Source organism: Wenzhouxiangella sp. YN1 (genome assembly GCF_056324145.1).
Map to the genome: position 1 here is coordinate 25,505 of NZ_JBJNIO010000120.1, position 12,617 is coordinate 38,121.

Below are 12,617 nucleotides of genomic sequence, written 5' to 3' on the forward strand. Positions count from 1 at the left end.
GCAAAAAGGCCGTCGCGGCATTGACCGCGACGGCCTTTTTGCTTACAGGTGATATCTGGTGCCGAGGGAGGGAATCGAACCCTCACTGCCTTTCGGCAAACGGATTTTGAATCCGTCGCGTCTACCAGTTCCGCCACCCCGGCTCGGGGACGCATATTGTCTGCCTCGGACGCGTGTTTGTCTAGTCCGAATCCAGGCTCAGGCTGGTTGGCTGCGGTTGGTACCAGTCGTCCTCGACGGGCTTGAAGACACAGCATTCGTCCATCACGCCGGAATAGATGTGGATGGTGACCGCCGGCTGATCGGGGCTGGGGTTGGCGATGGTGTGGTGTTCGTGCGGTGGGATCAGGCTGCCGGCGCTTCCGACTCCGGTTCGCATGGTGGTGCGCGGTTCGAACCGGAACTGATTGCTGCCGCGTTCGACCAGCTCGTACTGGACCACCTCGATTTCGCCGTGCCAGACAGCCTCGACGCACCACATGCCGGCGTGATCATGCAGCGGCGTGCCCTGACCCGGGCCCCAGGTCATGGCCAGCACGGTGTAGCCCAGCGCCTTGTCCTGGTGCAGCAGCCGGCGGCGGTAGTGCTCGTTGCTGTATTCGTATACGCAGTCGGGCAGCTGGATGTCCTCGTCGGCCACCAGCTCACACAGGCACTGGCGAAGGTTTTCGGTGATGTCTTCGGCGCAGTCGGCTGATACCGCACGGTGAATCCGGTCGATCATCCGCGACTTGCCGGGAAAGTCTAGACTCATTGCAACCACTTCCTTATCGGTTCGCCAAACGTGGGCACGTCGGCCAGAAACGCATCGTGGCCCTGTATCGAGGGTAGCGCCTGGAAGGTCACATCGTTGCCGCTGGCTTCCAGGGCCGAGGCCAGGTCCTTTTGCTGAAACAACGGAAAGAGGATATCAGTCTTGACCCCGAGCACCAGGGCTTCACCGGCAAAGCAGCGGTCAAACATGCGCTTGAGCGTGTCGTCACTGTCGCAGAAATCGAAGGTGTCCATCGCGCGCGACAAGTACAGATAGCTGCAAGGATCGAACTGGCCGACGAACTTGCGCGCATGGGTCTCGAGATAGGATTCAACGGCAAAGCGCATGCCAAACAGCGTCGGCGGGAAATAGTCCTGGCTCTGACGGCCGAAACGCTGCCGCCACTCGGTTGCCGAGCGGTAGGAAATCATGCCCAGCTTGCGCGCCAGGCGCATGCCGACCTCGGGCCAGTCGTCTTCGGTATAAAGCCCGTCGCGAAAGTTGCGGTCGGTGACAATCGCTTCTCGCTGCAGCGAACGAATGGCAATGGCCATGGGCGTCGCCGAGCAGGCGGTTGAAATCAGGCCGAGCTTGCGCGCGCTCTGCGGAAACTGCTTGAGCCAGGCCAGCGCCGTGAGCCCGCCCATCGATGGGCCGATGATCGCGTGCAGGGTCTCGATGCCCAGATGCCGGACCACCAGGCGCGCAGCCCGCGCGATGTCTTCGATGGCAAGCTCCGGAAAGTCCAGCCGCCACGGCCTGCCGGTGTCCGGATTGATGCTGGCCGGTCCGGTCGATCCCATGCACGAGCCCAGGGAGTTGATGCAGAGCACGAAAAAGCGGTCGGTGTCGATGTAGCGACCGGGCCCGATCATGTCTTCCCACCATCCCGGCTCCGGATCCTGGGTCGAGGAGGTCGCGTGCGAGCCGGGCGAAAGGCCGGTGCAGATCAGTATGGCGTTGGATTTGTCGGCGTCGAGTTCGCCCCATGACTCCCAGGCCAGGCGCACGTGAGGCAGTCGCCCGCCGCGGTAGAGTTCAAAGGGCTGCTCAAGATCGAAATAGCGGGTGGCCGGACCCATGGATTTCCTCTATGGTCAAAAAAGCCATTCTACAGCGCCTGCCCGAGACTCAGATCGGGTCGGTGAACTGCGCGCTGCCGATGCCGCGGTCGGGCAGCAGAACGGGGATGCCGTCGACGACCAGATAGATGACTTTATCATCGCGGGTGATCAGGGCTTCGCGCGCCTTGTCCTCGACTGCGCTGTGGTCGACATATTGCACCTGACCGGCGGCAATCAGCGCGTTGAGTTTCTTCAGGCGGCTTTTCTCCAGCGGGCGCAGCGGCTGATGGCTGACCGGGCAGCAGAGGATGTCGAGAAGAGGATCGATGGTGGCCATGCCGATGATTGTATCCTTTCGGAGGGTGCGCATGGAAGCGCGTTTACTCGTCACGGCGGCCCTGATAAGATTCATTGTTTTCCTTATCCAACGCGGAGGGTTCGCGATGGCCGCATCGCCTCTGATCGGCATCATCATGGGTTCGAAAAGCGACTGGGAAACGATGTCGCATGCCGCCGGGCTGCTCGAACAGCTCGGTGTGCCCCACGAAGTGAAGGTGGTGTCGGCTCACCGAACGCCCGAAGCCATGTTCGAATACGCGCAAGCCGCCGAGGAGCGCGGTATCGAGGTGATCATTGCCGGGGCCGGTGGCGCCGCCCATCTGCCGGGCATGGTTGCGGCCCGAACCGTGCTGCCGGTTCTGGGCGTGCCGGTTCAGTCGCGCGCACTCAACGGGCTGGACTCGCTGCTTTCAATTGCACAGATGCCGGGCGGGGTGCCGGTGGGCACCCTGGCCATCGGCAAGGCGGGGGCCGTGAATGCCGGCCTGCTGGCAGCTTCCATGCTGGGCGCCGCGCATCCTGATATTCGCGAGCGCTATCGGAGCTGGCGGCAGGAGCAGACCGATGCCGTGCTGGCGGCGACCGACCCGCGCGCCTCATGAAGGTTGGTATTCTGGGTGGCGGCCAGCTGGCACGCATGATGGCTCAGGCGGGGCTGCCGCTGGGCGCGGAGTTCGTGTTTCTTGATCCCAAGGCGGATGCCTGTGCCGGCCAGCTGGGACGGCTGGTCACCGCTGACTGGAGCGATCCGGCGGGGCTGGATCAGCTGTCCGGCTGTGACCGGATCACCTGCGACTTTGAAAATGTTCCCGCGGCGGTACTCGAGGGTCTGGCCGAGTCCGGCCATCCGGTGCGGCCGGCAGCCAATGCCTTTGCCGCCGCCCAGGATCGGCTCAATGAAAAACAGCTGTTCGAGTCGCTTGGCATCGAGGTGGCGCCTTTTGCCGCCGTTTCCGGGCGCGCCGATCTGCTTGCCGCCCTGGATGACATCGGTTACCCGGCGCTGCTGAAGACCCGCCGCATGGGTTATGACGGCAAGGGGCAGTATCTGCTGCACGGGCCCGAGGATCTCGAGCCCGCCTGGGCGCAGCTGGGCGACCATGCGTTGATCCTCGAAGGCTGGGTCGATTTTGATTTCGAGTGCGCCATGACCGTGGTGCGCAACGCCGCAGGCGAGCTGCGCTGCTATCCGCTCTCGCGCACGCTGCACGCCGATGGCATGCTGCGGCTGGCCGCTGCGCCCGCCGCGGTGGATGCCGGCTTGCGCGAGCGTGCCGAGGCCTGTGGCCGGCTTCTCGCCGAGCATCTGGACTACGTCGGCTGTCTGACCCTGGAGCTGTTCGTCTCCGGCGATCGGATCATCGGCAACGAGTTTGCTCCGCGGGTGCACAACTCGGCCCACTGGACCATCGAGGGCGCGGTGTGCTCGCAATTTGAAAATCACCTGCGCGCGGTGTGTGATCTGCCGCTGGGCAGCACGGCTCTGCGCGCCCCGTCGCTGATGTTCAACTGGATTGGCGGCATGCCTTCGGCATCCGGGCTGCTGAAACTGCCGGATCTTCACTGGCACGACTACGGCAAGTCATCCCGGCCGGGGCGCAAGGTGGGTCACGCCACGCTGCTGGCCGAGACCTGGGCCGAGCTGGCACACCAGGCGCTCCAGGCGCGCCCGGAGCTGCCCCGGCCGCTGGGCGATCTGCTCGGCGGGCTGGTTGCGTCTCGGAAAGGCAGGGAATAGGGCGGTATTGGCCGCAAGCCGGCCCCGTTTTCAGCGCCCGTTGTGGTGCGAAGGGTTGATGAACGGTTCGGTCTGAGCGGTCGGGAAAAGAACCAGATGGTGGGCGTCCAGCGTCACGCCGATGGTCTGGTCGACTGCATAGTCGTCGTGGCTGGGAAACAGCGCTGCGATCTCCTCGCCGGTGTCCAGTTCCAGGCGATACAGGATCTGTGCTCCCTGAAACTGACGGCCGACCACGCGGGCTCTGGAGCCATCGGTGTCCGGGCGGATGTCATCGGGCCGGATCAGCAGCGCCAGCTCGTCGCCATCGGGGCGGTCGTCGGGCGCCGGTGAACGGCCCAGCCCGTGCACCAGGGTCTGGTCTTCCACCACGCGCGCTTTCAGATAACTGCCGCGGCCGGTAAAGGCGGCGACATAGTGATTGGTCGGCTCATGGTAGAGCTGGTAGGGCGAGTCCCACTGCAGCATGCGCCCGTCCTTGAGCAGCCCCACCCGGTCGGCGAGGGCGAAAGCCTCCTGCTGGTCGTGGGTGACCATCAGCGTTGCCGTGCCGCGCTGCTTGAGAATACTGCGAACTTCCTCGCCGACGTGCCGTCGCAGGCGGGCATCGAGATTGGAAAAAGGCTCGTCCATCAGCAGCACGTCGGGCTCGGTTGCCAGCGCACGCGCCAGGGCGACGCGCTGCTGCTGCCCGCCGGAGAGTTCGTGTGGATAACGATGCGACAAACCCTCCAGCCCGGTCAGCTCGAGGAGCTCGTCGATACGGTGGTCGCGTTCGCGCCGTGACAGCCGGCGCAGGCCGAAGCCGACGTTGCCGGTCACGTTCAGATGCGGGAACAGCGCGTGATCCTGAAACACCATGCCGACGCTGCGCTTTTCCGGTGCCAGACGAAAGTCCGGGGTCGAGGCCACCCGATCGTCGATGCGGATTTCGCCGGAGCGCAGGGGCTCGAAGCCGGCAACCGCGCGCAGGGCCGTGGTTTTTCCGCAGCCCGAGGCGCCCAGAAGACAGCCGATTTCGCCGACGTCAAGCCCGAAGCTCAGACCGCGTATGACGCAGGCTTCTTCGTAACCGAGCCAGATGTCGTCGACCTCGAGAATCACGGGCAATAACGCTTGCGGATTACGCCGATCACGACTTCGGCAATGCGGTCGACTTCTTCGTCGCTGACGATCAGCGGCGGCAGCAGACGAACGGTTCGGCCACGGGTGACGTTGATGATCACGCCATCGGCCAAGGCATCGTCCTTGAGCTCGCCGCAGTCGCGGTCGAGCTCGATTCCCACCATCAGGCCGCGCCCGCGCACGGCCTTTACCGGGGCCAGGCCCTCGAGCCCGGCTCGCAGCCGGTCGATGAGCCGCTGTCCGGCGCTGGCGGCGCGCTCGCCGATGCCGTCTTCGCGCATGATATCGAGCACCGTCAGGGCGGCGCGGCAGGCCAGCGGGTTGCCGCCAAAGGTGGTGCCGTGAGTGCCGGGCGTCATCATCGCGGCCACGTCCTCGCGCGCCAGGCAGGCAGCCACGGGCATGCCATTGCCTAGCGCCTTGGCGAGCGTGACCACGTTGGGCCTGAGGCCGGCATGGTGCTGAAAAGCGAGCCACTTGCCGGTGCGATTCATGCCCGTCTGGATCTCGTCGAGCATCAGCAGGGCGTCGTGCTGGTCGCACAGGCGGCGCAGGGTCGGCAGGTAATCGTCGGGCGGGACGTGCACGCCGCCTTCGCCCTGAATCGGCTCGACCAGCACGGCAACGATCTCCGGATGCTCGGCCAGAGCGGTCGCGGCCGCTTCGGCGTCGCCGAAGGGCACGCGTACAAAGCCGTCAACCAGGGGCCCATAGCCGGCCTGTATCGCCGGGTTGCCCGAGGCGCTGATGCCGGCAAGCGTGCGTCCGTGAAAGCTGTGATCGGCGACCAGAACGGCGGGGTGAGCGATATTCTTCGCGTGGGCGTGGCGGCGCGCCAGCTTGAGCGCGCATTCGTTGGCCTCGGCGCCGGAGTTGGCAATGAATGCCCGCTCCAGGCCGCTGATCTCCGCCAGGGCCTGCGCCAGTTCTTCCTGCAGCGGTACTTCGACGATATTGGCGGTATGGATGAGCCGGTGAGCCTGATCGGCAATGGCTTTGGCCAGCCGGGGCTCGGCATGCCCCAGGCTGCACACGCCAATACCGGAAATGGCGTCGAGGTAGCGACGCCCCTGATCGTCAGTCAGCCAGGCCCCTTCGCCACGGACCATGCGCACGGGCATGCGCGCATAGGTATTGAACAGGTGCGTCATTGACTCGTTGGCAAGTTTGGAAAGCGGTCATTCTACCGCTGATTGGCAACCGGCGGCGCCTGGCGCCGCCGGTGACGGGTTGAAGAGGTGAAAACGCTTCAGTCGCGCAGACGCGAGGCGACGTGATCCCAGTTGACGATTTCGAAGAAAGCGTCGACGTATTTCGGACGCGCGTTGCGATAGTCGATGTAGTAGGCGTGCTCCCACACATCACAGACCAGCAGCGGCGTGTCGTCGCCGGTCAACGGGCTTTCGGCATTCGATGTCGAGGTCACGGCGAGCTTGCCGTCGGGCTTTTGCACCAGCCAGCCCCAGCCGGAGCCGAACTGGCTGACCGAAGCCTTGGTGAACTCGTCGACGAAACGATTGAAATCGCCGAAGTCGCGCTCGATCAGCTCGCCGAGCCGGCCTTCGGGCTGCCCGCCGCCGTTGGGCGTCATGCAGTTGAAGTACATGGTGTGGTTCCAGACCTGGCCGGCCTGGTTGAACATCTTGCCGGAGGACTTGCGAATGATGTCCTCGAGTTCCATGTTGGCGAACTCGGTGCCCTCGATCATGTCGTTGAGGGTGTTGACGTAGGTCTGGTGATGCTTGCCGTGATGGTATTCCAGCGTCTCTCGCGAGATGTTGGGTGCCAGGGCATCCAGTGAATAGGGCAGATCGGGAAGCTCAAAAGCCATGGTTTGGTCCTCCATTATTATTGCGGGTGCATCTCTATAGATGGTAGCGAGACCCGCAGGGTTTCAAGGGCACGCGGTATTTTGCGCCGCGTGGATCAACCGCGGTCGTCCTCGAGTTCTTCGAGATGACGCCAGCGATTGACGATATTGCAAAACAGTGCGGCCGTGCGTTCGGTATCGTAGGCGGCCGAGTGGGCGCGGCTCTTGTCCCAGTCCAGCCCGGCGGCGTCAACCGCCCGGGCCAGAACCGTCTGCCCGTAGGCCAGGCCGCCCAGCGTGGCGGTGTCGAAGCAGCTGAAAGGGTGAAACGGGTTGCGTTTGTAGCGGGTGCGCTCGACCGCCGCATTGAGAAAGCCGAGATCGAAGTGCGCATTGTGGCCGACCAGCACAGCGCGTTTGCAGCCGGTGGCACGCAGGCTCTGGCGAATCGGCTGGAACAGGTGCCTGAGCGCGTCGCGCTCGTCCACCGCCGGGCGCAGCGGGTGGTGCGGACGGATGCCGTTGAACTCCAGCGCAGCTTCTTCGATATTGGCGCCCTCGAACGGCTTGATATGCTGCATCATCACCTCACCGGGGGACAGCCAGCCATCGGCGTCCATTTCGATGATGCAAGTGGCCAGCTCCAGCAGGGCATCGGTAGCGGCATTGAAACCACCGGTTTCAACATCGACGACCACGGGCTGGAAACCTCGAAATCGATTGACGATTGAAGACATGGAAAGCGTGATTGGGTAACAGAGACCAGCATAATGCACCCTCACCGGTTTGACCACCGCAACGCCGCCGTCGTGCTGCTGGTGCTGTGGTTGCTGCCGAGCCTGGCCACCGCCGAGGTGTTCTGGTCGGTAAGCGATGCGCAGGGCCGCCAGAACTGGTTGCTGGGCACCATGCACAGCGAAGACGCCCGCCTGCTCGAGTGGCCCGCGCCATTGGTAGAGGCTCTGACCCGAGCGGATCGCATGGCGCTGGAGCTGATTCCGGATGCCGGCATGCTCGAGCGCTTGCAGCAGGCCATGGTGGCGCCCGAAAAACGTCTCGATGAAGTGCTGGAGCCTGCGCTCTATCAGCGGGTTTGCACCTTGCTGACCGGCGAATACGGCCTCACCGAGGCGGCCGTCAGCCAGCTGAAACCCTGGGCCGTGGCGCTGACGTTGGCCACCCCGCCGGCCGAAACCGGGATGTACATGGATCTGATGCTGTCCTGGCGCGCCCAGGGCGCCGGTCTGGACGTGGTGGCGCTGGAAAGCGTTGACGCCCAGGTCGACTTTCTTTCCGGCCTGCCGCTGGAAGACCAGATCAGCCTGATCCGTGAAACGGTCAATGATCATGCGGCCCACCAGGCGGTGTTCGAGCAGCTGGTGTCGGCCTATCTCGACGGGGACCTGGAGCGTCTTGCCGCCGTGGCCGAAGCGCAGATGGCCGGCCATGACGAGCATATCGTTCGCTATTTTCAACAGCAGGGCCTGGCGGCACGCAATCGGCAAATGCTCGAGCGGGCCGACGCGTGGCTGGCCGAAGGGGGCTTGATCATTGCTGTCGGCGCGCTGCACCTGCACGGAGATGACGGCCTGATCGAACTGCTCAGGGCGCGTGGCTGGCAGGTCGACGGCATTTATTGACCCGGGCCGGGTTGGTACTGAGTGCGCCCTCAGGTGACTGTGGGCTGCGTCGCCTCGAAGTGCCGGCGCTTCTGCCGCCAGCGGCACAGATCGTAGACCGGGCATTGCCCGCACAGCGGTGCGCGCGCCCGGCAGGTATAGCGGCCGTGGAGAATCAGCCAGTGGTGCGCGTCCTTCAGGTAGGCTTCGGGCACGCGTTTGAGCAGGGCCTTTTCGACTGCCAGCGGCGTCTTGCCCGGCGCCAGGCCGGTGCGGTTGGATACCCGGAAGATGTGCGTGTCGACCGCCATGGTCGGCTGGCCGAAAGCGGTGTTGAGCACCACGTTGGCGGTCTTGCGGCCGACCCCGGCCAGGGCTTCCAGCTCGGCGCGCGTATCGGGTACGGCGCCGTCGTGCTTGTCGATCAGATCCCGGCAGGTCTTGATGATGTTCCTGGCCTTGGAATTGAACAGGCCGATGGTCTTGATGTAGTCCTTCAGGCCTTCTTCGCCCAGCGCCAGGATGGTTGCCGGCGTGTTGGCCACCGGAAACAGCCGGCGGGTGGCCTTGTTGACGCCAACGTCGGTGGCCTGGGCCGACAGGATCACGGCCACCAGCAGCTCGAACGTCGAGTCGTACTCCAGCTCCGTGGTGGGTTCGGGATCGAGTTCCTTCAGACGCCGGAAGAATTCCTCGCGATCGGCCTTGTTCATGATGCTGAGGGTTCGGCGGGTGAAGGGGCAGCGCCCGATTCTGCGCCAGTTCGCGCCGGACGCCGGATCAGCCATTGTCTGAGCGCAACCAGCAGGCCCAGGCCGATGAACGCGCCGGGCGGCAGCACGGCCAGCAGCAGGCCTTGATCGAAGGGCAGGATCTGCATCGTCCAGTCCGCTGCGGCGGTGCCGAACAGCATGTCCGCGCCGTCGAGCAGCGTGCCCTGGCCGATGATTTCGCGCCCGGCCCCGAGCACGATCAGCACTGCGGCAAAGCCCGTGCCCTGGGCCAGTGCATCGGCCAGGCTGGCACCGACCGGCTGTTTCGAGGCAAAGGCCTCGGCCCGCGCCAGGATGGTGCAGTTGGTCACGATCAGCGGCACGAAGATGCCCAGCGTGCGGCTGAGCTCGTGCAGCCAGGCCTGCATTGAAAGGTCAATGGCGGTCACCGTCGAGGCGATGATCAGCACGAAGGCGGGAATGCGGATTTCCGGGCGCCAGGTCTGGCGCAGAGCCGAGACCAGGCCGCTGCTGACAACCAGAACCAGCAGGGTGGCCACGCCCAGCCCGAAGCCGTTGACCGCGGTATTGGACACCGCCAGCAGCGGGCACAGGCCCAGCAGCTGCACCAGGCCGGGATTGTTGTCCCACAGGCCGTCGCGCCAGATGCGTTTCGTTTCGCTGGGCGTCATGTCGAGCCGCCTGAAGTCAGGAAATGTACGGAAGTCACGAGCAAGTCAATTATCGGTGGTTGCAAACAGGTTGTCCCGCTTGGTCTCGAAGGCCTGCAAGGCGCGTTCGAGCGCGGCGATGACGGCGGCCGATGTGATCGTGGCGCTGGAGACCGTGTCGAATGCTCCGCCTCTGCGGTCCGGGGCCCAGTTGCCAGCATCGGGGTGTTCCAGCGATGTGCCGCGGAACTGCTCGATCCAGTCGCTCTTGCCGCGTTCGATCCGGTCGCCCAGACCGGGGGTTTCGCGATGCTCGAGAATCCGGACCCCCAGCACCGTGCCCGCCAGATCGACCGCCACCAGCATGCGGATTTCGCCGCTGTAGCCCTCGGGCGTGGCCAGGTCGATCACCGCCGCGCGCGGCTGACCGTCCAGCCGGGCCCGATAGACGGTGGCCGCCTGGGGCAGGCCGTCGATCGTCATGCGCGCGGCGTCTTCGAGCAGCGCGTTGTCGTAGCTGCCCGGCTCGAGCATCGAGGCGACCGCGGCCAGGGCGTGCTCGCGGCGCTGCTCGCCAATGCGCTCGTCCGTCACCCGGTCAAGCACGGCAAGCAGCAGGGCCGCGGCCAGCCCGATCAGACCCAGGCCAACAGCCGGGCGCCAGATCGAGGCGCGCTCAGTCATTCAAGCGGCCACCTGAAGGTCGGCAGGTATTCCGGGACTGCCGGGCCGCACGTGCCCGGTGCCGTTCAGTTGCTCTCGAAACGGTCGTGAAAGAAGCGCCATGCATCGGTCAGGTTCTCATGCTGGTAGACGTAGTCGTTGCCCGCTGTGCCGAAGATCAGGTCCGGGTCGCTGTCGCCGTCAAAGTCTCCGAACGCGACTGAAAGGGCCCAGTTTGCCGGTCCCAGCTGCAGGCCTGAATTCGAGAACGAGGCATTGCCGTCGTTGATCCAGAGTTCGTTCGGCGCTTCGCTGAAAGAAGGGCCCTGCAGGGCCAGCGCCACATCCATATCGCCATCCTGATCCACATCTGCCGTGATGGCTTGGCTGACCCCACCGCTCCAGGTATGTACTCTGGAAAAATCGCCGTTGCCGTCGTTGATATAGACACCTGCGTTGGTGAGTGCGTCCAGACTGCCGTCACCGTCGAGATCGACAAGCTCAACGCTGCGGCTGCCGATGACCGGCTCTTGCCTTGGCGAGCCAAAGTCAGGGGTCGAGCCGCCGTCGTTGAAGTAGGCCGCGCTAGACACTCCGCCCACGACGAGAATGTCGGCGTGGCCATCGCCGTCTAGGTCACCGATATCGACCGCTCCGTTCTGCCCGGTGAGGCTTGTGACCGCGCTTAGCTGACCGGCGCCGTCGTTGAGATAGACTTCTCCGGTTCCGAATACGACATCGATGTTGCCGTCGCCGTCCAGATCGCCGGCGGCAGCGTACGTGCCTGTCGGCAGGGTCTGCGACGACAGCGCATGCCCGCCGCTGCCGTCGCTGAGCCACAGCGTTGACGGTTTGTGGGCGCCGCGTACGGCCAGGATGTCGAGATAGCCATCGTTATCGAAGTCTTCGATCAATAGCTGATTGACGCGGTTTGCATTTTGGTCATCCCTGAATCCACTGTCGGAGTAGCTGCCGGAGCCGTTGTTGAGCCAGATGCGCACCGATGTACCGAAAGAGCCGACAATCACGTCAAGGCTGCCGTCGTTGTTCATGTCGGCATAGTGAATTGCGCGCGCGTCGAAAAACGCGCCGGCGAGGGTCAGTTGTTCACCCGTTTCTTCGAAAGCGACCTGCGCCATCGCCGTGGTGGCCAGGCCAATGGCCGCCACTGCAGCAGCAGCCCGCCTCGTCGCGGTGTTCTTCTTGTGGTGCCTTGACATTGATTTCTCCCGGAGCTTGGTCTGTGGCAATTTGCCGACCCTTAGAGTACGGGATGTGTGCCCTCGCTGTGCCATGAGCGGCGCGCCATCATCGTGCCGCGGTGGGGCGGGTGCCCGGCAGACCCCAGAGCGCGTCAGCTGATCAGCTTCAGGCCCACGGCGCCGCTGATGATACAGGCCAGAAACAGCAGGCGCAGCCAGGTCATTGATTCCTTGAAGAAGGTCACGCCCATCAGCACCGCGCCGGTCGCGCCCAGGCCGGTCCAGATGGCGTAGGCGGTGGCCAGCGGAATGTCGCGCATCGCCAGGGCCAGGAACCAGAACCCGAATGAAAAGATGACCACCACGGCCAGCAGCCACTGCCATGATTTCTTTTGCAGATACATGTTGATGGCGGCCACGCCGAAGATCTCGCCGAAGCTGGCGATGAACAGATACAACCAGGCCATCAGGGCGTGCCCTCGCCGGCGCCGGCCGACTCTGCCGGCGTGGTGAGCTGAACACCGACCACGCCGACGATGATCAGCGCCAGAAACAGGCCATTGGCCGGCGTGAACGGTTCGCCCAGCAGAGTGAAATCGATGATTGCGATGGCCGCCGCCCCGGAGCCGGTGAACGTGGCATACACCGAGCCCGACGGCAGTACCGCGCAGGCCTTGATGATGAAGTAAAAGCTGAAGATCAGGGCCACGACGGTGCCCGCCCACATCCAGAAATTGGATGAATATTTCAGCCCAAGTACCCAGAAGATTTCGACAAATGCGGCCCAGAAGACGTACATCCAGCCCATGAGGTGTGCTGCTCCAGATTCAATGAGTGTGCAGAATCGAGGTGAGGCGCGCAGGCAGTCCGGCCGGGCAGGGCCGCGGCCGGACAATGCGCCGTGAAAGTATAAACGGTT

The 12,617-nt window shown here is 64.3% G+C and carries 16 protein-coding genes and 1 tRNA gene; 3 read left to right on the forward strand and 14 right to left on the reverse strand.

The annotated features are described in order from the left end of the window. Positions 1-56: 56 nt before the first annotated feature. From ACEWQZ_RS03475 to ACEWQZ_RS03490, 4 genes are all read right to left on the reverse strand, one after another. A tRNA-Leu gene (locus tag ACEWQZ_RS03475) sits at positions 57-143 on the reverse strand. 38 nt (positions 144-181) lie between these two features. After that, entirely contained in the window at positions 182-754 is a 573-nt protein-coding gene (locus tag ACEWQZ_RS03480; protein WP_476481676.1) for a cysteine dioxygenase family protein, read from the reverse strand. Further along, complete coding sequence (metX, locus tag ACEWQZ_RS03485; RefSeq protein WP_476481677.1) at positions 751-1,836, reverse strand: homoserine O-acetyltransferase MetX; 1,086 nt, start codon at positions 1,834-1,836, stop codon at positions 751-753. The genes ACEWQZ_RS03480 and metX overlap by 4 nt, the downstream gene beginning before the upstream one ends. Positions 1,837-1,885: 49 nt before the next feature. Further along, positions 1,886-2,188 (reverse strand): Trm112 family protein, encoded by a 303-nt coding sequence (locus tag ACEWQZ_RS03490; RefSeq protein WP_476481678.1) that lies wholly within the window; start codon positions 2,186-2,188, stop codon positions 1,886-1,888. A 73-nt stretch (positions 2,189-2,261) separates the two neighbouring features. Between ACEWQZ_RS03490 and purE the strand changes: the two genes are divergently transcribed. Together purE and ACEWQZ_RS03500 are read left to right on the forward strand one after the other, a co-directional pair. Beyond that, on the forward strand, positions 2,262-2,759 hold the full coding sequence (gene purE / locus ACEWQZ_RS03495) for a 5-(carboxyamino)imidazole ribonucleotide mutase (RefSeq protein ID WP_476481679.1): 498 nt from the start codon (positions 2,262-2,264) through the stop codon (positions 2,757-2,759). Next, complete coding sequence (locus ACEWQZ_RS03500; protein ID WP_476481680.1) at positions 2,756-3,895, forward strand: 5-(carboxyamino)imidazole ribonucleotide synthase; 1,140 nt, start codon at positions 2,756-2,758, stop codon at positions 3,893-3,895. Before purE ends, ACEWQZ_RS03500 begins: the two co-directional genes overlap by 4 nt. A 30-nt stretch (positions 3,896-3,925) precedes the next feature. On the opposite strand, the gene ACEWQZ_RS03505 is transcribed toward ACEWQZ_RS03500, so the two are convergent. The 4 genes from ACEWQZ_RS03505 to rnt all read right to left on the reverse strand — a co-directional run bounded on the left by ACEWQZ_RS03505 (position 3,926) and on the right by rnt (position 7,567). Further along, the gene (locus ACEWQZ_RS03505) at positions 3,926-4,999 is read right to left on the reverse strand and encodes an ABC transporter ATP-binding protein (protein ID WP_476481806.1); all 1,074 of its coding nucleotides are present in this window, start codon (positions 4,997-4,999) and stop codon (positions 3,926-3,928) included. Continuing rightward, on the reverse strand, positions 4,996-6,171 hold the full coding sequence (locus ACEWQZ_RS03510) for an acetylornithine/succinylornithine family transaminase (RefSeq protein WP_476481681.1): 1,176 nt from the start codon (positions 6,169-6,171) through the stop codon (positions 4,996-4,998). The genes ACEWQZ_RS03505 and ACEWQZ_RS03510 overlap by 4 nt, the downstream gene beginning before the upstream one ends. 98 nt (positions 6,172-6,269) lie before the next feature. Beyond that, complete coding sequence (locus tag ACEWQZ_RS03515) at positions 6,270-6,851, reverse strand: superoxide dismutase (RefSeq protein ID WP_476481682.1); 582 nt, start codon at positions 6,849-6,851, stop codon at positions 6,270-6,272. A gap of 95 nt (positions 6,852-6,946) precedes the next feature. Further along, positions 6,947-7,567, reverse strand: coding sequence for a ribonuclease T (rnt, locus tag ACEWQZ_RS03520; protein ID WP_476481683.1), 621 nt, complete (start codon positions 7,565-7,567; stop codon positions 6,947-6,949). 33 nt (positions 7,568-7,600) lie between these two features. Here rnt and ACEWQZ_RS03525 point away from each other — a divergent pair, with 33 nt between their 5' ends. Then, a complete protein-coding gene (locus ACEWQZ_RS03525; RefSeq protein WP_476481684.1) occupies positions 7,601-8,470 on the forward strand; it encodes a TraB/GumN family protein in 870 nt (289 codons plus the stop codon). Between the two features lie 29 nt (positions 8,471-8,499). Here ACEWQZ_RS03525 and nth read toward each other — a convergent pair whose 3' ends face one another. The 6 genes from nth to ACEWQZ_RS03555 all read right to left on the reverse strand — a co-directional run bounded on the left by nth (position 8,500) and on the right by ACEWQZ_RS03555 (position 12,506). Further along, positions 8,500-9,162 carry an endonuclease III gene (gene nth / locus ACEWQZ_RS03530; protein WP_476481685.1) on the reverse strand — a complete coding sequence of 221 codons (663 nt, stop codon included), beginning with the start codon at positions 9,160-9,162 and terminating at the stop codon, positions 8,500-8,502. Next, positions 9,159-9,854: an electron transport complex subunit E gene (locus tag ACEWQZ_RS03535; RefSeq protein ID WP_476481686.1), complete on the reverse strand. Its 696-nt coding sequence runs from the start codon at positions 9,852-9,854 to the stop codon at positions 9,159-9,161. Before ACEWQZ_RS03535 ends, nth begins: the two co-directional genes overlap by 4 nt. Positions 9,855-9,899: 45 nt before the next feature. Continuing rightward, positions 9,900-10,517 carry an RnfABCDGE type electron transport complex subunit G gene (locus ACEWQZ_RS03540; RefSeq protein ID WP_476481687.1) on the reverse strand — a complete coding sequence of 206 codons (618 nt, stop codon included), beginning with the start codon at positions 10,515-10,517 and terminating at the stop codon, positions 9,900-9,902. 65 nt (positions 10,518-10,582) lie between these two features. Continuing rightward, positions 10,583-11,716: an FG-GAP repeat domain-containing protein gene (locus ACEWQZ_RS03545; protein ID WP_476481688.1), complete on the reverse strand. Its 1,134-nt coding sequence runs from the start codon at positions 11,714-11,716 to the stop codon at positions 10,583-10,585. 134 nt (positions 11,717-11,850) lie between these two features. After that, entirely contained in the window at positions 11,851-12,165 is a 315-nt protein-coding gene (locus ACEWQZ_RS03550) for a DMT family transporter (protein ID WP_476481689.1), read from the reverse strand. Continuing rightward, a complete protein-coding gene (locus ACEWQZ_RS03555) occupies positions 12,165-12,506 on the reverse strand; it encodes a DMT family transporter (RefSeq protein ID WP_476481690.1) in 342 nt (113 codons plus the stop codon). The genes ACEWQZ_RS03550 and ACEWQZ_RS03555 overlap by 1 nt, the downstream gene beginning before the upstream one ends. Positions 12,507-12,617 lie beyond the last annotated feature (111 nt).

Coding starts and splice junctions, on each gene's coding strand:
- ACEWQZ_RS03480 (WP_476481676.1), bottom strand. CDS start 754: ATGAGTCTAGACTTTCCCGGCAAGTCGCGGATGATCGACCGGATTCAC.
- metX (WP_476481677.1), bottom strand. CDS start 1,836: ATGGGTCCGGCCACCCGCTATTTCGATCTTGAGCAGCCCTTTGAACTC.
- ACEWQZ_RS03490 (WP_476481678.1), bottom strand. CDS start 2,188: ATGCGCACCCTCCGAAAGGATACAATCATCGGCATGGCCACCATCGAT.
- purE (WP_476481679.1), top strand. CDS start 2,262: ATGGCCGCATCGCCTCTGATCGGCATCATCATGGGTTCGAAAAGCGAC.
- ACEWQZ_RS03500 (WP_476481680.1), top strand. CDS start 2,756: ATGAAGGTTGGTATTCTGGGTGGCGGCCAGCTGGCACGCATGATGGCT.
- ACEWQZ_RS03510 (WP_476481681.1), bottom strand. CDS start 6,171: ATGACGCACCTGTTCAATACCTATGCGCGCATGCCCGTGCGCATGGTC.
- ACEWQZ_RS03515 (WP_476481682.1), bottom strand. CDS start 6,851: ATGGCTTTTGAGCTTCCCGATCTGCCCTATTCACTGGATGCCCTGGCA.
- rnt (WP_476481683.1), bottom strand. CDS start 7,567: ATGTCTTCAATCGTCAATCGATTTCGAGGTTTCCAGCCCGTGGTCGTC.
- ACEWQZ_RS03525 (WP_476481684.1), top strand. CDS start 7,601: ATGCACCCTCACCGGTTTGACCACCGCAACGCCGCCGTCGTGCTGCTG.
- nth (WP_476481685.1), bottom strand. CDS start 9,162: ATGAACAAGGCCGATCGCGAGGAATTCTTCCGGCGTCTGAAGGAACTC.
- ACEWQZ_RS03535 (WP_476481686.1), bottom strand. CDS start 9,854: ATGACGCCCAGCGAAACGAAACGCATCTGGCGCGACGGCCTGTGGGAC.
- ACEWQZ_RS03540 (WP_476481687.1), bottom strand. CDS start 10,517: ATGACTGAGCGCGCCTCGATCTGGCGCCCGGCTGTTGGCCTGGGTCTG.
- ACEWQZ_RS03545 (WP_476481688.1), bottom strand. CDS start 11,716: ATGTCAAGGCACCACAAGAAGAACACCGCGACGAGGCGGGCTGCTGCT.
- ACEWQZ_RS03550 (WP_476481689.1), bottom strand. CDS start 12,165: ATGGCCTGGTTGTATCTGTTCATCGCCAGCTTCGGCGAGATCTTCGGC.
- ACEWQZ_RS03555 (WP_476481690.1), bottom strand. CDS start 12,506: ATGGGCTGGATGTACGTCTTCTGGGCCGCATTTGTCGAAATCTTCTGG.